This is a genomic window from Microbispora sp. H10949 (genome assembly GCF_014161435.1).
GTDB classification, from domain to species: domain Bacteria; phylum Actinomycetota; class Actinomycetes; order Streptosporangiales; family Streptosporangiaceae; genus Microbispora; species Microbispora triticiradicis.
On record NZ_JABBWZ010000013.1, the window covers coordinates 181,083 to 200,135 of the forward strand.

Consider the following 19,053-nt stretch of genomic DNA (forward strand, 5'->3'; position numbering starts at 1 on the left):
GAAGGCATCGATGTCTCTTTCCGGACTGCTCGACCTCGTTTCCGCCGAACCAAGGCTGGCCGCCGCGCTCGACGCCGCCGGGCAGCCCGCCGATCCGCGCGCCCAACTGGGCGCCGACCTGGTGGCGCCGCCCGCGCTGCGGCCCTTCGCCGTGGCCGCGCTGTCCCGCGTACGGCCCGTGCTCGCCATCACGGCGACCGAGCGTGAGGCGGAGGACCTCGCGGCGGCGCTCACGAGCCTGATCGACGAGAGCACGGTGGCCGTCTTCCCCGCCTGGGAGACGCTGCCGCACGAGCGCCTGTCGCCCCGCAGCGACACGGTCGGCCAGCGCCTGGCCGTCCTGCGGCGGCTGGCGCACCCGATCGAGGGCGACCCGGCCGCCGGGCCGCTGCGCGTCGTGGTGGCCCCGGTCCGCTCGCTGCTGCAGCCGATCGTGTCCGGCCTCGGCGACCTCGCGCCCGTACGGCTGCACGCGGGCGACGACGCCGACCTGGACGACGTGGTGGTCCGGCTGGTGCAGAACGGCTACCACCGGGTGGACATGGTCGAGAAGCGCGGCGAGGTGGCCGTGCGCGGCGGCCTGCTCGACGTGTTCCCGCCGACCGAGGAGCACCCCCTCCGGCTGGAGTTCTGGGGCGACACGATCGAGGAGATCCGCTGGTTCAAGGTGGCCGACCAGCGCTCCCTGGAGGTCGCGCGCGACGGCCTGTTCGCCGCGCCCTGCCGTGAGCTGCTGCTGACCGACGACGTCCGGCGGCGGGCCCGCGAACTGGGGGAGGAGCACCCGGCGCTGAAGGACGTGCTGGACCAGCTCGCCGAGGGAGTGCCGGTCGAGGGCATGGAGGCGTTCGCGCCCGTGCTCGCCGGGTCGATGGACCTGCTGCTCGACCACCTGCCGGTGCGGGCGGCCGTGTTCGTCTGCGACCCCGAGCGCATCCGCGGCCGGGCCGTCGAGCTGGTCCGTACGAGCCAGGAGTTCATGGAGGCGTCGTGGATCGCCGCGGCGGCCGGCGGCGAGGCCCCGATCGACCTGGAGGCGGCCTCGTTCCGGACGCTGGAGGAGGTGCGCGACCACGCCCGTGAGCTCGGCCAGCCGTGGTGGAGCATCGCCCCCTTCGGGGAGGGCGTCGAGCTGGAGGCCCAGGACGTCGAGGCGTACCGGGGCGACACGCAGCGCGCGCTCGCCGACATCAAGGGCTGGCTCGGCGCGGGCCGGGCCGTGGTGCTGCTGAGCGAGGGACACGGCCCGGCCGAGCGGATGGTCGAACTGCTCCGGGGCGTGGACGTGGCGGCGCGGCTGGTGCCGTCCCTCGACGGCCCGCTGCCCGCCGACGTCGTGCAGGTCACCACCGGGCGGATCGACCACGGGTTCATCGCGCCCGGCGTCGCCGTGCTGACCCATCTCGACCTGGTCGGGCAGAAGGCCTCGACCAAGGACATGCGGCGGCTGCCGTCGCGCCGCCGCAACATGGTCGACCCGCTCCAGCTCAAGGTCGGCGACCACGTGGTGCACGAGCAGCACGGCGTGGGCCGCTACATCGAGATGGTGCAGCGCACGATCCAGGGCGCGACCCGGGAGTACCTCGTGATCGAGTACGCCAGGGGCGACCGGCTGTACGTGCCGACCGACCAGCTCGACGAGGTCACCCGTTACGTCGGCGGCGAGGCCCCGACGCTCAACCGGATGGGCGGCGCCGACTGGGCCAAGGCCAAGACCCGGGCCAAGAAGGCGGTCAGGGAGATCGCGGGCGAGCTGATCCGGCTCTACTCGGCCCGGATGGCCTCCCCGGGCCACCCCTTCGGCCCCGACAGTCCGTGGCAGCGGGAGATGGAGGACGCCTTCCCGTACGCCGAGACGAACGACCAGCTCGAAGCGATCGACGAGGTCAAGCGCGACATGGAGCGGGCGGTCCCGATGGACCGCCTGATCTGCGGCGACGTGGGCTACGGCAAGACCGAGATCGCGGTGCGGGCGGCCTTCAAGGCGGTGCAGGACGGCAAGCAGGTCGCCGTGCTCGTGCCGACGACGCTGCTGGTGCAGCAGCACCTGTCGACGTTCGGCGAGCGGTTCGCCAGCTTCCCCGTCACGGTGAAGCCGGTCTCCCGGTTCCAGACCGACGCCGACGTGCGGGAGACGCTCGACGGCCTCCGTACGGGCGGGGTGGACGTCGTGATCGGCACCCACCGGCTGCTGTCGCCGGAGGTCAGGTTCAAGGACCTCGGCCTGATCATCGTCGACGAGGAGCAGCGGTTCGGCGTCGAGCACAAAGAGGCCATGAAGCACATGCGCACCCAGGTGGACGTGCTCGCCATGTCGGCCACGCCGATCCCGCGGACGCTGGAGATGGGCCTCACCGGCATCCGCGAGATGTCGACGATCCTCACCCCGCCGGAGGAGCGGCACCCGATCCTCACCTTCGTCGGGCCGTACGACGAGAAGCAGATCGGCGCGGCGATCCGGCGCGAGCTGATGCGCGACGGCCAGGTGTTCTTCGTCCACAACCGGGTCCGCACGATCGACAAGGTGGCCGCGCGGCTGCACGAGCTGGTGCCGGAGGCGCGCATCGCGGTCGCGCACGGGCAGATGAACGAGACCCAGCTCGAAAAGATCATGGTGGACTTCTGGGAGCGCAACTTCGACGTGCTCGTGTGCACCACGATCGTCGAATCGGGCCTGGACGTGCCCAACGCCAACACGCTCATCGTGGACCGGGCCGACAACTACGGCCTGTCGCAGCTCCACCAGTTGCGGGGCCGGGTGGGCCGGGGCCGTGAGCGGGGGTACGCCTACTTCCTCTACCCGCCCGAGTCGCCGCTGACCGAGACCGCGCACGAGCGGCTCGCCACGATCGCCCAGCACACCGAGATGGGCGCCGGCATGTACGTCGCGATGAAGGACCTGGAGATCCGCGGCGCCGGCAACATCCTCGGCGCGGAGCAGTCCGGGCACATCGCCGGCGTTGGCTTCGACCTTTATGTCCGGATGATGGCCGAGGCCGTCCAGGAGCAGAAGGCCAAGCTCACGGGGGGCACGCAGACGGAGGAGCGGCCGGACGTCAAGGTCGAGCTGCCGATCAACGCCCACGTGCCGCACGACTACGTGACCTCCGAGCGGCTGCGGCTGGAGGCGTACAAGCGGATCGCGGCCATCGGCTCGGAGGACGACATCGCGGCGGTCCGCGACGAGCTCACCGACCGGTACGGCAGGCCGCCGCAGGAGGTGGACAACCTGCTGGAGGTGGCGCGCTTCCGGATCAACGCGCGCCGGGCCGGGCTGACGGACGTGACGCTGCAGGGTCAGCAGATCAGGTTCGCCCCGGTGGAGCTGAGGGACTCCCAGCAGGTGCGGCTGCAGCGGCTCTATCCCCGGTCCCTGTGGAAGCAGGCCACCGGGACCCTGCTCGTGCCGGTGCCCAAGACCAAGCCGATCGGCGGGCAGCCGCTGCGCGACCTGGACCTGCTGAAATGGTGCGGGGACCTGGTCGAGGCCCTGTTCCTGGAGCCGATGCGGGTACAGTGACCCGCGAAATCGTCAACACTACGCCTGGCCGGTGTCGTTCGGGAGGATTGTCCGTGAAGTCGTATCGAGTGCGCGTCGCCGTGACGCTGGCGGCGGCCGGTATCGCCATGACCGCCTGCGGCGGCCCGGTGCAGGCGGGTTCCGCGGCCATCATCGGCAATGAGCGCATCACCTCCAGCCAGGTGAACGACGAGGTGCGCGCGCTGCGTGCCGACCTCGCCGCGAACAAGATCCCTGAGGAGCAGCTCCAGCTCCCCGCCTCGCTGCCGCAGATGGTGCTGCTCAACATGACCTTCAGCAGGCAGTTCGAGGAGCTCGGCCGGCGCAAGGGCGTCGCCGTGAGCGACCGGGACATCGACGACCTCGCCACGGCCCAGGGCGGCTGGACGCAGTTCGACAAGGTGCTGCTGGCCAACGGCATCCCGCGGGACCAGAGCCGTGCCTTCCTCCGCGCCTACATCATCCGGTCGAAGCTGGCCCAGCAGGCCGGGGCGGGCCAGGACCAGGAGAGCCAGGCCGCCGCGGGGCAGAAGGTGCTCCAGGAGGCAGACGCGACGGTCCCGGTGAAGTACAGCCCGCGGTACGGCAAGTACGACCCCCAGCAGGGCTTCGTGGCCGACGACCGCTTCGGCGCCTACACGCCCGTCGCGCCCCCCGCGAACCCCGCGGAGGCGCCGCCGGCCGCCGGCTGAGCGGTGGCCGCTCACCGGTCGTTAGGGTGAGGGCATGTCGTTGATCGTGGTGACCACCTCGCCCCGGGTCGCCCCGGCCCTGCTCGCTCCCGCGGCGTGGCGGGCCCTCACCCGGGGCCGGGTGCTCACCGGTAGTCCGGATCATCCTTGTCTGCCCTATCTCGACGAGGCCGGCGTTCCGGTCGAGGTGGTGACGCCCGACCCGGGCGCCCTCGCCCGCGAGAGCCGTACGGGGACGGTGGTGTGGCTGGCCGCCCAGGACGGCGACGAGGACCTCATGCGCGCCGTCGGCCACGCCGCGATCTCCCTGGACGACCCGCCGGAGATCGAGGTGGTCCCCGGCTCCTACGACCTTCCCGGCGCCCGGGTGCTCGATCTCGTCCAGGTCATGGACCGGCTGCGCCGCGAGTGCCCCTGGGACCGCAAGCAGACCCACGAGTCGCTCGCGCCCTACCTGGTCGAGGAGGCCTACGAGGTGCTCGAGACCATCGACCAGGGTGACTACCCCGCCCTCCGGGAGGAGCTGGGCGACCTGCTGCTCCAGGTGATGTTCCACTCCCGGGTGGCCCAGGAGCGGACGGCCGAGGGCGGTGGCTTCGACGTCGACGACGTGGCCGCCGGCATCGTGGAGAAACTGGTGCGCCGGCATCCCCACGTCTTCGGCGACGTCCGGGTGACCGGGGCCGGAGAGGTCAGCGACAACTGGGAGACGATCAAGGCCGCCGAGCGCGCCGCCAAGGGCGAGACGGCGTCGGCGCTCAGCGGCGTGCCGATGGGCCAGCCCGCGATCTCCCTGGCCGCCCAGCTGCTCCGCCGGGCCGGCCGGGCCGGAGCGCCCGCCTCGCTCGCCGACGGCCTCACCGCGGGCGCCGGGGCCCGCCTGTTCGCGCTCGTACGGAAGGTCCAGGAGGACGGGCTCGACCCCGAGGCCGAGCTCAGGGCGGCGGCCAGGGAGTACCGGCGGCGCGTCGAGCAGTGGGAGGCCGGCGAGGGGCAGGACGGGGAGCCGCGGGACACGCCGTGAACCCGAGCCCCTCCGCGATGCGGGGTGGTGGAGACCGATAGGCTCTGGTCGCAAACCGCCCGTCTTTTTGCTAGGAGCGTTCGTGGCTGCCATCGAGGCCGTTACCGCCCGCGAGATCCTCGATTCCCGTGGGAACCCCACGGTCGAGGTCGAGGTACTGCTGGACGACTACAGCACCGGCCGCGCCGCCGTTCCGAGCGGCGCCTCCACCGGCCAGTTCGAGGCCGTCGAGCTGCGTGACGGGGACAAGAGCCGCTATCTCGGCAAGGGTGTCGAGAAGGCCGTCCTCGGCGTCACCGACGAGATCGCCGACGAGATCATCGGCTTCGACGCCGAGGAGCAGCGTCTGATCGACCAGACGATGATCGACCTCGACGGCACGCCCAACAAGGCCCGCCTCGGGGCGAACGCGCTCCTCGGCATCTCGCTGGCCGTCGCCAAGGCCGCCGCCGACAGCGCCGACCTGCCCCTGTTCCGGTACATCGGCGGCCCGAACGCGCACATCCTGCCCGTGCCGATGATGAACATCCTGAACGGCGGCGCGCACGCCGACACCAATGTGGACATCCAGGAGTTCATGATCGCGCCGATCGGGGCGGAGACGTTCTCCGAGGCGCTGCGCATGGGCGCCGAGACCTACCACACGCTCAAGGGCGTGCTGAAGGAGAAGGGCTACGCCACCGGCCTCGGCGACGAGGGCGGCTTCGCGCCGAACCTGCCGTCGAACCGCGACGCGCTCGACCTGATCCTGGTGGCGATCGAGAAGGCCGGATACACCCCGGGCCAGGACATCGCGCTCGCGCTCGACGTCGCGGCGAGCGAGTTCCACAACGACGGCGTCTACACGATCGACGGCAAGGGCGTGTCGTCCGCCGAGCTGATCTCCTTCTACGAGGACCTGGTCCGCTCCTACCCGCTGGTCTCCATCGAGGACCCGCTGAACGAGGAGGACTGGGAGGGCTGGAAGGCCATCACCACGTCCCTCGGCGCGAAGGTCCAGCTCGTGGGTGACGACCTGTTCGTGACCAACCCCGAGAGGCTCGGCCGCGGCATCGGCGAGGGCGCGGCCAACGCCCTGCTGGTGAAGGTGAACCAGATCGGCACGCTGTCGGAGACCCTCGACGCGGTCGACCTCGCCCACCGCAGCGGCTACCGCTGCATGATGAGCCACCGCTCCGGCGAGACCGAGGACACCACGATCGCCGATCTCGCCGTGGCCACCAACTGCGGCCAGATCAAGACCGGCGCCCCGGCCCGCTCCGACCGCGTGGCGAAGTACAACCAGCTCCTGCGCATCGAGGAGCTGCTCGACGACGCGGCGCGGTACGCCGGTCGCTCCGCCTTCCCGCGCTTCAAGGGATAACGGCGGCGTGACGGGGTAGCCTGCGGCGAACGCGGGCGGCCCGGCCCGGCGTCGTACGGACGGGCGGCGCGGCACCCCGCCGCGCCGCACCCGGCGTGACCGGGCCTGTGCGAGCACCGACCGGGAGGGGTGGTTTCGGTGGCGGCGACGCGGCCGCAGCTCACCGGGCGCGCGGCGATCCTCGCGGTCGTCGTGTGCGCCATCGCCATGAGCCTGGCCTACCCCGCCCGGGAGTACGTCGCCCAGCGCCGGCAGATCGCCCAGCTGGAGGCGCAGCAGGCGAACGCGCTGAGCAAGCTCCAGAAGCTGGAGGAGCGGCGCCGCCGGCTGGAGGACCCGGAGTACATCAAGCGCCTGGCCAAGGAACGGCTCTTCTACTGCGAGCCGGGGGCCGACTGCTACCAGGTGCTCGACGAGGAGGCGGCCGGCTCGACCGCCGCGAAGGCCGGGAGCAGGCCGCCGGAGCGGCCCGCGTGGTACGTCACGCTCTGGCGGTCCTTCGAGGCGGCGGACAGAGGGTCCGAAAGGGGACGGCCCGCCGCACCGGCGGCGCGGCCGAGTCCCGCGACCTCCGTGGGGCGGCAGAAGAGCCCGGCGCCGTCGGTGGGATGAGACCGGAGTCCGGACCGGCGCGCGGGCACCGCGGCCGGAGCACGGTGCCGGAGCACCGCGGTGGAGCACCGTGGCGGAGCACCGTGGCGGAGCATCGGGGCGGGCATCGGGGCAGGCATGGTGAAGGGCGAGGAGATCGACGTGGCGGACCAGGTGGACCAGGCGGACCTGGCGGCGGCGCGGGCGCAGCTCGGGCGTCCCCCGCGCGGGGTGCGGGCCGTCGCGCACCGGTGCCCCTGCGGGCTGCCCGACGTGCTGGAGACCGCGCCGCGGCTGCCCGACGGCACGCCCTTCCCGACCCTGTTCTACCTGACCTGTCCCAAGGCGGCCTCGGCCATCGGCACGCTGGAGTCGTCCGGGCTGATGAAGCGGATGCAGGCCCGGCTGGCCGAGGACCCCGAACTGGCCGAGGCGTACCGGGCGGCCCACGAGGACTACCTCGACCGCCGCGACCGGGCGGCCGGCGAGGAGGGCATGGAGCCGCTGCCCCGCGACATGCAGAGCGCGGGCGGGATGCCCGGCCGGGTCAAGTGCCTGCACGCGCTGGTCGCGCACGAACTGGCCGCGCCCGGCGTCAACCCCTTCGGCCGGGAGGCCCTGGACGCGCTGCCGCGGTGGTGGGCCGACGGACCCTGCGTGACGGACGAGGAGACGCGCACCGACGGGGGGACCCGGGCATGAGGCGGGTGGCGGCGATCGACTGCGGGACCAACTCGGTCCGGCTCCTCATCGCGGACATCTCCGGCGACGACCTCACGGACGTCGAGCGCCGGATGGAGATCGTGAGGCTCGGGCAGGACGTCGACAGGACGGGACGGCTCGCGCCCGAGGCGCTGGAGCGCACGTTCACCGCCATGCGCGGGTACGCCAAGCTGATCAGGGAGCACGCCGCGGGCGAGGCGGTGCCGGTCCGGGTGGTCGCGACCTCGGCGACCCGGGACGCCGCCAACCGGGCCGACTTCACGGCCGGCGTGCGGGAGATCTTCGGCGTGGAGCCCGAGGTGGTCTCCGGCGACGAGGAGGCCAGGCTGTCCTTCACCGGCGCGACCCGGGGCCTTGCCCGCGCCGGCGCCGCCGCCGAGACGCCGTACCTGGTGGTCGACATCGGCGGCGGCAGCACCGAGTTCGTCGTCGGCTCCCGGAGCGTCGAGGGCGCGCTGTCCGTGGACATCGGGTGCGTACGGCTCACGGAGCGGCACCTTCGGGCCGATCCCCCGGCGGACGGGGAGGTTACGGCCGCCGTCGCCGACATCGAGGCGGCCATGGACCGGGTGGAGGAGCACGTCCCCGTCCGTACGGCGCGGACGCTGGTCGGCCTGGCCGGTTCGGTCACCACGGTCGCCGGGATCGCGCTGGACCTGCCCGCCTACGACCCCGAGCGCATCCACCATTCGCGGATCCCCGCCGAGCGGGTCCACGAGGTGTCCGCACGCCTGCTGCGCATGACCCACGACGAGCGGGCGGCCGTACCGGTGATGCACCCGGGCCGGGTGGACGTGATCGGCGCGGGCGCGCTGATCCTCGACCGGATCGTCCGCCGGTACGGCTTCGCCGAGGTCGTGGTCAGCGAGCACGACATCCTCGACGGGATCGCCTGGTCGCTCGCCTGACCGGCCGGGAGGCGCATCTCGGCATGCGCAGGGCTCGATCTTGTAGCTATTACGCATTGCGTAGTACTCTGCGGTGCGTGGACAGTAGCCAGCTTCTCAAGGGGGTCCTCGACCTGGCCGTCCTCGCGGTGCTCGCCGAACGTGACAGCTACGGCTACGACGTCGTACGCCGCCTGCGCGAGGCGGGGCTGGAGGACGTCGGCGACGCCTCCGTGTACGGGACCCTGCGGCGGCTCTTCAAGGCCGGAGCGCTCAACTCCTACGTGGTCGCCTCCGACGAGGGGCCGCACCGCAAGTACTACGGCCTGAACGACGTCGGCCGCTCGCTCCTCCGGAACTCGGCGACGACCTGGACGTCGTTCGCCGCCACCATGAACGACCTGCTGAAGGAGGTCGCATCGGCATGAACTCCCCCCTGACGCCCAAGGCGTACGCCGACGCCGTGCGCGAGGCACTGGCCGATCTTCCCCCGGAGGACCGGGAGACCCTGCTGGAGGACCTCCACGACCACATCTCGGAGGTCGCGGCCGAGCCGGGACTGTCCCTGGAGGACCGCCTCGGCGCCCCGGAGGCGTACGCCGCCGAGTTGCGCGCCGCCTACGGCGGCCGGCCGGCGGGCACCGCGACCTCCCGGCGCGGCCGGCTGCGCTCCAGGACGGCCGGGGTGGCCCGGCGCGCCCACACCCGGATGCTGGGCCTGCCGCCCTACCGCCAGGCGGCCGCCTTCCTCCCCGAGTTGCGCCCGGCCTGGTGGGTGCTGCGCGGCTACGCGATCGCACTGGCCGTGCTCGCGACCCTGACCACGCCCGGGCTGGTCCCCGGCGACCTGGTGGCCTGGGTGTTCACCCTCACCGTCGTCTGGGCCTCCGTCTGGCTGGGCCGGCACGCCCGCAGCGGGCCGAGGGGCTGGGGGCGGACGCTGCTCGCCGGGGCCAACGTGCTGGCGGTGGTCCTCGTGATCACCGCCATGGCCGACGCGTCGAGCACGTCGCCGATGAACGTGTCCTTCGACTACGGTCCCGGCCCCGCCGCCGTGGGGCCTGGGCGATCGGTCATGATCGAGCGGGCCGCCACTCTGGACGGCGGTCCGGTCTACAACATCCTTCCGTACGCCGCGGACGGCACTCCGCTGCGCGACGTGCGTCTCTACGACCAGGACGGCAGGCCGCTCACCCTGCGGCCGGAGGACTTCGGGCAGATGCTCGTCATTCCCTGCGAGGGGGAGCCGCCGCTCCGCAACGCCTACCCCCTGCCGCTGACGCCGTTCGACCCCCGGGCGGCCCGGGAGCGCGACTGCGCCCCCAACGCCGCCCCCAACGCCGCCTCCGACTCCGCCACCGCCGCGCCGGGTCCCACCGCGACCGCCACGCCGGGTCCCGCGGTCACGGCGACCCCGGGCGACGGCGGCGAGGAGGCGACCCCGACACCCGAACCCTCCGCCGCGTCACCGGCCCCGTCCCCGACGAAGCCGAAGCCGGGCCGCCAGGGGGACTGACCGGTCAGGCGCGCAGCCGGACCGGCAGCGAGAACAGGCCGCGCATGATCATGCTCGGCCACCACCGCAGCTCGGCCGGGTCGACGGCGAGGGTCAGATCGGGGAAGCGCTCCAGCACCCTGCCGATCGCGGCCTCGCCCTCGACCTTGGCCAGGGCGGCGCCGATGCAGTAGTGGGGGCCCCGGCCGAAGGCGAGGTGCGGCTCGCCGATCCGCCCCGGCGCGAACGTGTCCGGGTCGGCGAAGGCGCCGGGGTCCCGGTTGGCGGCCAGCAGTGAGACGAGGATCGGCTCTCCGGGCCGCATCTCCTGGCCGCCGATCACCACCGGCTCGGTGGGGAAGCGCCAGGTGGCGTTCCGTACGGGGCCGTCGTAGCGCAGCATCTCGTCGATGTAGTCCGGCAGCAGGGCGGGATCGTCGCGCAGGGCCCGGGCCTGGGCGGGATGCCGCAGCAGCGCGAGGAGGCCGTTGCCGATCAACGCCACCGTCGTCTCGTGACCCGCGACGAGCAGCAGGAACGCGGTCGAGGTCAGCTCGTCCTTGTCGATCTCGCCCTCGTTGGACCGCCGGACGAGGTCGGTGAGCAGGTCGTTGCCCGGCCTCGACCGCTTGAGCTCGACCAGGTCGTCCAGGAACGCCTCCAGGCCGTCGGTGGCCCGGGCGATCTCCTCCACCTCGGACGCCGCCGCGGAGTCGATCACGGAGGCGTGCCGGTGGAAGACGGCCCGGTCCTCCTCGGGCACTCCGAGCAGGTCGCAGATGATCGCGATCGGCAGGGGATAGGCGAGGCCGGTGACCAGGTCCGCCTCCGGGCCGTCGAGACGGTCGAGGAGGTCGTCGGTGATCTCCAGCGCCCGGGCCCGCAGCCCCGCGATCCGCCGGGGCGTGAAGGCCGCGCTCACGAGACGGCGCAGCCGCGCGTGGTCGGCCCCATCCGCGTTGATCATGTGCCGGGCGAGCGACGGCCGGTGATCGAGGGGCAGGCCGAGACCGGCCGCCTGCCACTCCGGCGAACCGGCGGCCGGGTCCTTGGCGAGCGACGGGTGGGTCAGCGTGGCGACGGCGTCCTCGTACCGCGTGACCAGCCATGCCTCGCAGCCGGGCAGCGGCACGCGGCTGATCGGCGCGTTGCGCCGCAGCCAGTCGAAGGCGGGATAGGGGTCGGCGTCGAAGGCGGGGCCGAACAGCGGGGGGCATGAGTCGGTGGACACGGGCCGATACGTACCCACCTCCGCCGCCGCGGAAAAGATCGGAATCTTTCTCGGTGCGCGACCTCCTGACACCCGCCCTCACGCGGGCCGAACGTGCCGGTTGCCAGGCGTCGCGCCCGGCCGTCCCAGGCGTCGCGCCCGACTGTCGCGGGCGTCGTGCCCGTCTGTCGCGAACGTCGTGCCCAGCGGTCGCGGGCCTCGTGAGAGCCGGCTTCCGGCCGACGCAGCCCCGTCCACCTGGCACGATCGGTTTATGAGCTTCGTTCCTCCCGGTTCCGGCTGGCCGGGCGACCCCGCCGGCCCCGGCACCCCCGTCGCCCGTGACGCCCACGAGGTCGCCAAGCTGGCGGCCGAGAGCCGTACGCTCGCGGACCTGACGGCCAGGCAGTCGGTGTGCCGGGCCTGCCCCCGGCTCGTCGAATGGCGGGAGGAGGTCGCCGACGTCAGGCGGCGGGCGTTCGCGGACGAGACCTACTGGGGCCGGCCGATCGCGGGCTGGGGCGACGACGCGCCGCACACGCTCATCGTGGGCCTGGCCCCCGCCGCGCACGGAGGCAACCGTACCGGGCGGATCTTCACCGGCGACCGCAGCGGCGACTGGCTGTTCGCCTCGCTGCACCGCACCGGGCTCGCCGCGCAGGAGACCAGCGTCCACGCGGGCGACGGCCAGCGGCTGATCGGGGCCCGGATGATGGCGGCCGTGCGCTGCGCGCCGCCCGCCAACAAGCCGACCCCAGAAGAGCGCGACACCTGCTTCCCCTGGCTCGCCGCGGAACTGGCGCTGGTCGCGGGAACGACCCGGGTGGTCGTGGCCCTCGGCGGCTTCGCCTGGCAGGCGGTCTGGCCCGCACTGCGGGCGGCGGGGTTCACCCTGCCGTCCCGCAGGCCCGCTTTCGGGCACGGCGTGGAGGTGCCGCTCGTCCACGGCGCGGCGCCCGTCACGCTCATCGGCTGCTATCACCCCAGCCAGCAGAACACCTTCACCGGCCGGGTCACGGCGGAGATGCTCGACGCCGTTTTCGCCCGAGCCGCCGCACTCGGCGCCACCGCCTGATCAGGCCTTGTGAACGGATTCACGAGTGTGAACCGGATCACTCCCGGAATTTCACCGGAATTTTTTGCCGCAACATCGCCAGTGAGTGACCAAGTGGGGAAAATCACTCGACCTTCGGCCCTTGCGCATTGGCCTCGTGGCCAACCCGTGACGTAAGCTTGTGAATGGTTTCACAAGCCTTGGAGGGCATCGTGGCAGACCGCAAGCCGCAGCACATCGTCATCGTCGGCGGTGGATACGTGGGCCTCTACTCGGCTCTTCGTCTCCAGCGCACGCTCCGCCGTGAGCTCCGTGACGGCAGCGTGCGGATCACGCTCATCGACCCGCAGTCGTACATGACCTACCAGCCGTTCCTGCCCGAGGCCGCGGCCGGCAACATCTCGCCGCGCCACGTCGTGGCGCCGCTGCGCCGGGTGCTGCCGAAGGTCCGCATCCTCAACGGCAAGGTCTCCAAGGTGCACCACGAGGCCCGTACGGTCACCTTCGAACCCCCGGCGGGCGAGTCGAGGGAGATCGAGTACGACGTCATCGTCATGGCCGCCGGGTCGATCTCGCGGACGCTGCCGATCCCCGGCCTGGAGGACGCGGCCATCGGCTTCAAGACGGTCGGCGAGGCCATCGCGCTGCGCAACCGGGTGATCTCCCTCCTCGACCGCGCCGACTCGGCCGAGGACGAGGACGTGCGCCGCCGGGCGCTCACCTTCGTCGTGGTCGGCGGCGGCTTCGCGGGCATCGAGGCGCTCGCCGAGCTGGAGGATATGACCGAGGACGCGATCAGGTACTACCCGGGCATCGACAAGAAGGACCTGCGCTGGGTGCTCATCGAGGCGTCCAACCGCATCCTCCCCGAGGTCGGCCCCGAGATGGGCGAGTGGACCGCCGAGCAGCTCCGCGAGCGCGGTATCGAGCTCAAGATGGAGACGTTCCTGCAGTCCTGCGAGGGCGGCCTGGTCAAGACCTCCGACGGCGACGAGTTCGAGTCGGCCACGATCGTCTGGACCGCGGGCGTCAAGCCCAGCCCGATCGTCAACTCCACCGACCTGCCGCTCGACGAGCGCGGCCGGATCAAGACCACCACCCGCCTGACCGTCGCGGGCGTCAAGGGCGCCTTCGCCGCCGGCGACATCGCGGGCGTGCCCGACGTGACCAACCCCGGCCAGTTCTGCGCCCCCAACGCCCAGCACGCCGTACGGCAGGCCCGGGTCCTGGGCGACAACATCACCGCGTTCCTGCGCGGGGAGGAACTGAAGGACTACCGGCACAAGTACGTCGGGTCGGTCGCGGGTCTGGGCCTCCACCGGGGCGTCGCCAACGTCTACGGCATCAAGCTGCGCGGCCTCCCCGCCTGGTTCATGCACCGCACCTACCACCTGTCGCGGGTGCCCACCGTGAACCGCAAGGTCCGCGTGGTCATGGACTGGACGCTGTCGCTGTTCTTCAGGCGGGAGACCGTCTCCCTGGGCGAGATCGAGCACCCGCGCGACGAGTTCCGGGCCGCCGCCAAGAGCGGGCTCAAGCGCTGAGTCCCCGGCCGGGCGCCGCCACGGAGGCGCCCGGCCCTCGGTGCGGTACGGCCCGGCGCTCACGGCCGGGCCGTTTTCGCGTTCTCCACGCCCACGACAGGTGGTGTCATGGAGGCGCGACCGCGGCCCGATCGCGGCCGGGCGCTCCCGGAGGCTCTCCCGTTCCTTGACCGGCAGGCGGCCACGGGCGCCGTTCACCGGCCGTGGAAAGGGGGACAAGCCGCGTAAGACGTAACTTGCTTACAGAGGAGTGATCCGTGACATATGATCGCGGCGCCCCCGTAGCCCAATGGCAGAGGCAAGCCCCTTAAAAGGGCTGTGGTGTGGGTTCGAGTCCCACCGGGGGCACCGAGTGCCGCCTCGCCCAACAAGCCCGTGACCTGCGGGAGCGCACCCACGGGCCGATCGTGACCGTCCGGCTGGCTTCGGCCGAATTCGAACGTCCACACACAAGCCGTGCCCCTGGTGTGCCCGCGTCGGCGCGAACTCTTGAGTAGACAAATCCTCTGGGCCGGAATGCCGCTGACGAGGTATCCGCCCTTCCCCTGTAATCAGGTGGTCGCGGTGAACCAGACGGTTCCTTTCGGTAGTTCCTCTTCCAGCAGACCGAGGCGGAACGCCGGCCCCGCCTCAGACGGTCTCCACCCACGGGCCAGGGCGGTGCGGATCGCCGAGGCCACAAGTGCCGGCCTCACTGTCGTCGACCTGCCTAGGGCCCAGCCGCGCGGATGGACGCATGGCAGAGAGACCACGAGGACGCTGCCTGACCGCACACCGTGCTCCACCGCGAACGTCAAGGGGGTCCAGCCGTTCCCCTGGCTGTAGGTCGGCTTCTTGCGCACCGTCCAGCGGTACTGGGTCTCGCCGACCGTGATGGACCGTGACCCCTTACTCGCTAGTGCCATTTTTCTCCGTCTTGATCGCCTGCCCCCAGTGTGCGCCGTCAGCCCCGCTCGTGTCCAAGGCCGCTTCGGAAACGTCGGCGTTGCTTGGGGTAGACATGTAACCCCTGTGGGGGTACAAGGGGGTTATGCCGAAAATCAATGTGTATCTGCCCGATGATCTGGCGGAGGCGGTGAAGGAGGCCTCCCTGCCGGTGTCCGCGATCTGCCAGCGGGCACTGGAACAGGCCGTACGGCGGGTGACTGCCATCCGGGAGAGCATCCTCGGCGATCTGGAGATCGACGATCCGCGGTTGTCGCACTTCACGCCGCGGACCCGCGCGGTCTTCCGGCTCGCGCTGGAGCGCGCCCGGGGTGAGGGCGCCCCCGGAGTCGGGACCGAGCACCTGCTGGCGGCGATGCTGGCCGAGGGCACCAACCTGGCGCTGCACGTCCTGCGGGCGATGGAGATCGAGCCCGCGCTGGTCGAGCGCGACCTGGCGGCCCGCCGTCCCGCCGTACGCTCCGGGGCCGGGCAGGCCGGGGAGAGCGCGCCCGAGACGGGTGAGGAGCCCGCGCGGGAGGAGGGCGGTGAACCGGCCGCCGGCCCTGGCCGGTTCGACGCCCTGGCGGCCAACGCCCTGGAGCTGGCCGTCGCCGAGGCCCAGTCGCTCGGGCACAACTACATCGGGTGCGAGCACCTGCTGCTCGGCCTGGCCGCCGAGCCGGAGGGGATCGCCGGGGAGGTGCTGCGGGCGCGGGGAGCCGAGCCCCGGCTCACCCGCCGTACGGTCGTCGCGGCGCTCGCCGGCTACGTCCACCTGCGGGCGCAGGCGCAGGAAGCCGTGGGTCCCGTGCAGGGCGGCTCGGGACAGGGCGGTGCGGGGCAACAGAGCGGTGGCACGGCGGCACAGAGCGGTGGTGCGGGGGCAGGTGGTGCGGCGGCACAGAGCGATGGTGCGGCGCAGATCCGGGAAGCGGTCCAGATGGTGGCGGCCATGGTCCGCCGGGAGATCGCGCCGCTCCTCGAACGCGTCGAACGTCTGGAGCGGCACGCCGGTGTCGCCGGATCGGCCGAGGAAGAGACGCCGTGACCGCACGGGTGCTGCTGGTCGCCACAGGCGACGTCATGGCGTACGCCCGGCGGACCTCGCGGCCGGGACTGGCGACGGCGGACGACCTGCTGGCCGCCGTGTCCCGCGGCCTCGGCGCGGATCCCGGCGCGAACCCCGCGACCGACCCCGGTGCCGACCTCGCGCCCGGCAGCGCCGGGGACCTCAGCGCGTACCTCGGTGCGGATCTCGGCCTGGAGGTCGTCACCGAGGACGTGCGGGCCGAGCCGAGCTGGGACACCTCGCCCGCCACGATGCTGTCGCTGGCCCGGCGGGTGCGTACGGCCCTGCTCGACGAGGGGTTCGACGGCGTGGTCGTCACCCACGGCCTGGACACCGTCGAGGAGACCGCCTTCCTCACCGATCTCCTCGCGGGACCGGCCGCGCACCGGGGTGGCATCGTGTTCACCGGGGCCGTACGGCCGCTCGACGCGTTGTCGAGTGACGGGCCGCGCAACCTCGCGTCGTCCCTGGTCGCCGCGGCCGACCCCGCTCTGCGAGGAGTGGGCGCGGTGGTGTGCGCCGGGGACGAACTGCACGCGGCCCGCTGGGTGACCATGGCCGACGCGACGGCCGTGACGGCTCTTTCGTCCGCTCCCGCGCCGGTGCTCGGCCGGGTCGCGGACGGCGGGGCCGAGATGTGCGCCGCGCCGCCGCCCCGGCCTCCGGAGCCGGAGGGGGAGCCGGAGACGAACGTGGCACTGGTCAAGACCTACCCGGAGATGGATCCGGTGCTCCTCACGGCCGTCGTGGACGCCGGGGCCAGAGGAGTCGTGCTGGAGGGCACCGGCGCCGGGAACGTCCCCGTCGGGCTTTTCACGACGATCAGCGAACTGGCGGAGTGGGACATCCCGGTGGTGGTCGCCTCGCGGTGCCGCACCCGGGCGGTTCCCCTGGAGGCCCTGCCGCCCGGCTACGGGCTCGCGGCGAAGGTCGGCGCGATCGGAGCCCGCGGGCTTGCTCCGGTCAAGGCGCGGTACGCGCTGATGGCGGCGCTCGGCGGGGGAGGGCGGCAGGCCGTACGGGACTGGTTCGCCCGGCTCTGACCCGACCGGGAGTCCCGGCTTTTTTCCTTACCAGGTGGCGGGAACCCCGCCGGGGGGCCGAACGTTGCCATTGTGGCGGGGTGGCGTTCCATGCGAGACACGTTCGAGGAACACCGCTCCCCGGGCATGTCCCCACTGGCCGCCCCAGCGGCTGATCGGCAAGTCGCGTCCTGGAGGAAGCGGATGGAGAGCAAGAACCCGATATTCAGTCGGCGCGGTCCGGCTGGTCAGCAGACGTGGACCGGCCCGACGCCCAGCGTGCACGAACTGAACGACATGTACGCCGCCCCCTCCTACGCTCCGCCGGCGGCGCGCGCCATGACGATGGACGACGTCGTGATGCGCGGCTTCATGACGCTCGGCACGCTCGTCGTCTCGGCCGCCCTTGCGTGGTACTTCAACGTCGGCTGGGGACTCGCGGCACCCGCGATGATCGTGGGCCTGATCCTCGGGCTCATCGTGTCGTTCAAGCAGAGCACGAACCCGGCGCTGATCCTCGGCTACTCCCTCTGCTACGGCATCGCCATCGGCGTGCTGAGCCACATGTACGAGACGGTGTACAACGGCATCGTCCTGCAGGCCGTGCTCGGCACGATGGTCGCCTTCGGCGGCACGCTCGCGGTGTACGCGCTGAAGATCTTCCGGCCGACGCCGAAGTTCGCCAAGTTCGTGGTCGCCGCCGCGTTCGGGGCGATCGGCCTGATGCTGATCAACTGGATCGCGAGCATCTTCGTCAGCGGTGGCCTGGGGCTGCGCACCGACAGCCCGATCGGCTGGATCTTCAGCATCGGCATGATCCTGCTGGGCTGCTTCTTCCTGCTGCTCGACTTCAGCGAGATCGAGCAGGGGGTGCGGGCCGGCGTGCCGGAGCGCTACTCCTGGCTGATGGCGTTCGGCCTGACGCTGAGCCTCGTCTGGCTCTACCTGGAGATCCTCCGGTTCATCAGCTACTTCACGAACAACGATTAGCCGGTGCCCGCGGGACCTGCCGAAGGTCCATCGGGCACCTCCCGATCGCGGGGTGAGCAGGGCGCCGTTCCTCCGGAGCGGCGCTCCTTTTTTGGTCCTATAGCAGGATTCGGTGATCGGTTCTGTAAGTTTGGATCAACATCCTGTAACAAAACGATGCCGTTGGGGGCTTGTCAAGCGCGGACCGGTGATGCACTGTGACACAAAGCAGCCTTTTCCGTGGAGGTGCCCATGTCGTTGAACCACTCACCGGAGACCCAGACCAAGCTGATCGCCCGCGTCCCGTCCATAACCGGGCGTGAACTCCCCGAGTGGTTCGAAGCCATCGACAACGGTCCGTCGTTCCTACGCTGTGAGGAGCGGGCCAACTGGCTCGCCGACGAGCACGGGCTGAGCCACGGCTACGCCGCAGCGATCGTCCGCGAGCACGAGCGGCGCCGTCGCTTCTAGCGATCGGCCCGCACAAGCAGAAACGCGCCCGCACCGGTCAGGTGCGGGCGCATCATTGTCTTCATGGATCTCGACAAGGCGCGTGAGTTCGTCAGGAACAACCACCGAGCGGTCATGCTGACCTGGCATCCGGACGGACGCCCGCAGACCTCGCCGGTCACCGTCGGCTGTGACGAGGACGGCCACATCGTGGTCAGCAGCCGCGAGACCGCCGTGAAGACCCGCAATCTCCGCAACAACCCCCAGGTCGTGCTGACCGTGACGACCGACGCGTTCTTCGGCGCGTGGGTCCAGATCGAGGGCAAGGCGGAGGTCGTCCCGCTGCCCGAGGCGATGGAGCCGCTGGTCCGGTACTACCGCGACATCAGCGGGGAGCACCCGGACTGGGACGACTACCGCGAGGCGATGGTCCGGGACAAGCGCGTGATCATCCGCATCGAGCCCACCCGCGCCGGTCCCGACCACCACGGCTGACCACCCCATGCGGCCGCC

Annotated in this window: 17 protein-coding genes and 1 tRNA gene; 17 read left to right on the forward strand and 1 reads right to left on the reverse strand. The window is 71.8% G+C overall.

Annotated features, from left to right (window positions below; genetic code table 11):
* Nucleotides 1–10 precede the first annotated feature (10 nt).
* The 9 genes from mfd (at nucleotide 11) to HHX40_RS30460 (ending at nucleotide 10,316) form a co-directional block, all read left to right on the forward strand.
* Nucleotides 11–3,520 carry a transcription-repair coupling factor gene (mfd, locus tag HHX40_RS30420; protein ID WP_182875625.1) on the forward strand — a complete coding sequence of 1,170 codons (3,510 nt, stop codon included), beginning with the start codon at nucleotides 11–13 and terminating at the stop codon, nucleotides 3,518–3,520.
* 53 nt (nucleotides 3,521–3,573) lie between these two features.
* Nucleotides 3,574–4,212, forward strand: a complete 639-nt coding sequence (locus HHX40_RS37990) for a SurA N-terminal domain-containing protein (RefSeq protein ID WP_133306213.1) — start codon at nucleotides 3,574–3,576, stop codon at nucleotides 4,210–4,212.
* A gap of 34 nt (nucleotides 4,213–4,246) precedes the next feature.
* On the forward strand, nucleotides 4,247–5,236 hold the full coding sequence (locus HHX40_RS30430) for a MazG family protein (protein WP_182883332.1): 990 nt from the start codon (nucleotides 4,247–4,249) through the stop codon (nucleotides 5,234–5,236).
* A gap of 82 nt (nucleotides 5,237–5,318) precedes the next feature.
* Complete coding sequence (gene eno / locus HHX40_RS30435) at nucleotides 5,319–6,599, forward strand: phosphopyruvate hydratase (protein ID WP_117410519.1); 1,281 nt, start codon at nucleotides 5,319–5,321, stop codon at nucleotides 6,597–6,599.
* 138 nt (nucleotides 6,600–6,737) lie between these two features.
* A complete protein-coding gene (locus HHX40_RS30440; RefSeq protein WP_310738353.1) occupies nucleotides 6,738–7,211 on the forward strand; it encodes a septum formation initiator family protein in 474 nt (157 codons plus the stop codon).
* A 117-nt stretch (nucleotides 7,212–7,328) separates the two neighbouring features.
* A complete protein-coding gene (locus HHX40_RS30445) occupies nucleotides 7,329–7,892 on the forward strand; it encodes a DUF501 domain-containing protein (protein ID WP_182883386.1) in 564 nt (187 codons plus the stop codon).
* Complete coding sequence (locus tag HHX40_RS30450) at nucleotides 7,889–8,821, forward strand: Ppx/GppA phosphatase family protein (protein WP_182875628.1); 933 nt, start codon at nucleotides 7,889–7,891, stop codon at nucleotides 8,819–8,821. Before HHX40_RS30445 ends, HHX40_RS30450 begins: the two co-directional genes overlap by 4 nt.
* A gap of 77 nt (nucleotides 8,822–8,898) precedes the next feature.
* Nucleotides 8,899–9,228 (forward strand): PadR family transcriptional regulator, encoded by a 330-nt coding sequence (locus HHX40_RS30455; protein ID WP_117410517.1) that lies wholly within the window; start codon nucleotides 8,899–8,901, stop codon nucleotides 9,226–9,228.
* Nucleotides 9,225–10,316 (forward strand): HAAS signaling domain-containing protein, encoded by a 1,092-nt coding sequence (locus HHX40_RS30460; RefSeq protein ID WP_182883333.1) that lies wholly within the window; start codon nucleotides 9,225–9,227, stop codon nucleotides 10,314–10,316. The genes HHX40_RS30455 and HHX40_RS30460 overlap by 4 nt, the downstream gene beginning before the upstream one ends.
* Nucleotides 10,317–10,320: 4 nt before the next feature.
* Here the strand turns inward: HHX40_RS30460 and HHX40_RS30465 are convergent, their stop codons facing one another.
* Entirely contained in the window at nucleotides 10,321–11,526 is a 1,206-nt protein-coding gene (locus tag HHX40_RS30465) for a cytochrome P450 family protein (RefSeq protein WP_182883334.1), read from the reverse strand.
* Between the two features lie 253 nt (nucleotides 11,527–11,779).
* On the opposite strand from HHX40_RS30465, the gene HHX40_RS30470 reads away from it, so the two are divergent.
* The 8 genes from HHX40_RS30470 to HHX40_RS30505 all read left to right on the forward strand — a co-directional run bounded on the left by HHX40_RS30470 (nucleotide 11,780) and on the right by HHX40_RS30505 (nucleotide 19,035).
* Nucleotides 11,780–12,580 carry a uracil-DNA glycosylase gene (locus HHX40_RS30470; protein WP_182883335.1) on the forward strand — a complete coding sequence of 267 codons (801 nt, stop codon included), beginning with the start codon at nucleotides 11,780–11,782 and terminating at the stop codon, nucleotides 12,578–12,580.
* A gap of 164 nt (nucleotides 12,581–12,744) precedes the next feature.
* Nucleotides 12,745–14,103 (forward strand): NAD(P)/FAD-dependent oxidoreductase, encoded by a 1,359-nt coding sequence (locus HHX40_RS30475; RefSeq protein ID WP_182883336.1) that lies wholly within the window; start codon nucleotides 12,745–12,747, stop codon nucleotides 14,101–14,103.
* A 275-nt stretch (nucleotides 14,104–14,378) separates the two neighbouring features.
* A tRNA-Leu gene (locus tag HHX40_RS30480) sits at nucleotides 14,379–14,451 on the forward strand.
* Nucleotides 14,452–15,133: 682 nt separating this feature from the next.
* Nucleotides 15,134–16,078: a Clp protease N-terminal domain-containing protein gene (locus HHX40_RS30485; RefSeq protein WP_182883337.1), complete on the forward strand. Its 945-nt coding sequence runs from the start codon at nucleotides 15,134–15,136 to the stop codon at nucleotides 16,076–16,078.
* Nucleotides 16,075–17,142 carry an asparaginase gene (locus HHX40_RS30490; RefSeq protein ID WP_310738354.1) on the forward strand — a complete coding sequence of 356 codons (1,068 nt, stop codon included), beginning with the start codon at nucleotides 16,075–16,077 and terminating at the stop codon, nucleotides 17,140–17,142. Before HHX40_RS30485 ends, HHX40_RS30490 begins: the two co-directional genes overlap by 4 nt.
* A gap of 183 nt (nucleotides 17,143–17,325) precedes the next feature.
* A complete protein-coding gene (locus HHX40_RS30495; protein WP_182877636.1) occupies nucleotides 17,326–18,111 on the forward strand; it encodes a Bax inhibitor-1/YccA family membrane protein in 786 nt (261 codons plus the stop codon).
* Nucleotides 18,112–18,342: 231 nt separating this feature from the next.
* On the forward strand, nucleotides 18,343–18,561 hold the full coding sequence (locus HHX40_RS30500) for a DUF4287 domain-containing protein (protein WP_117410461.1): 219 nt from the start codon (nucleotides 18,343–18,345) through the stop codon (nucleotides 18,559–18,561).
* A gap of 63 nt (nucleotides 18,562–18,624) precedes the next feature.
* Nucleotides 18,625–19,035 carry a PPOX class F420-dependent oxidoreductase gene (locus HHX40_RS30505; RefSeq protein WP_182883338.1) on the forward strand — a complete coding sequence of 137 codons (411 nt, stop codon included), beginning with the start codon at nucleotides 18,625–18,627 and terminating at the stop codon, nucleotides 19,033–19,035.
* Nucleotides 19,036–19,053: the final 18 nt, after the last annotated feature.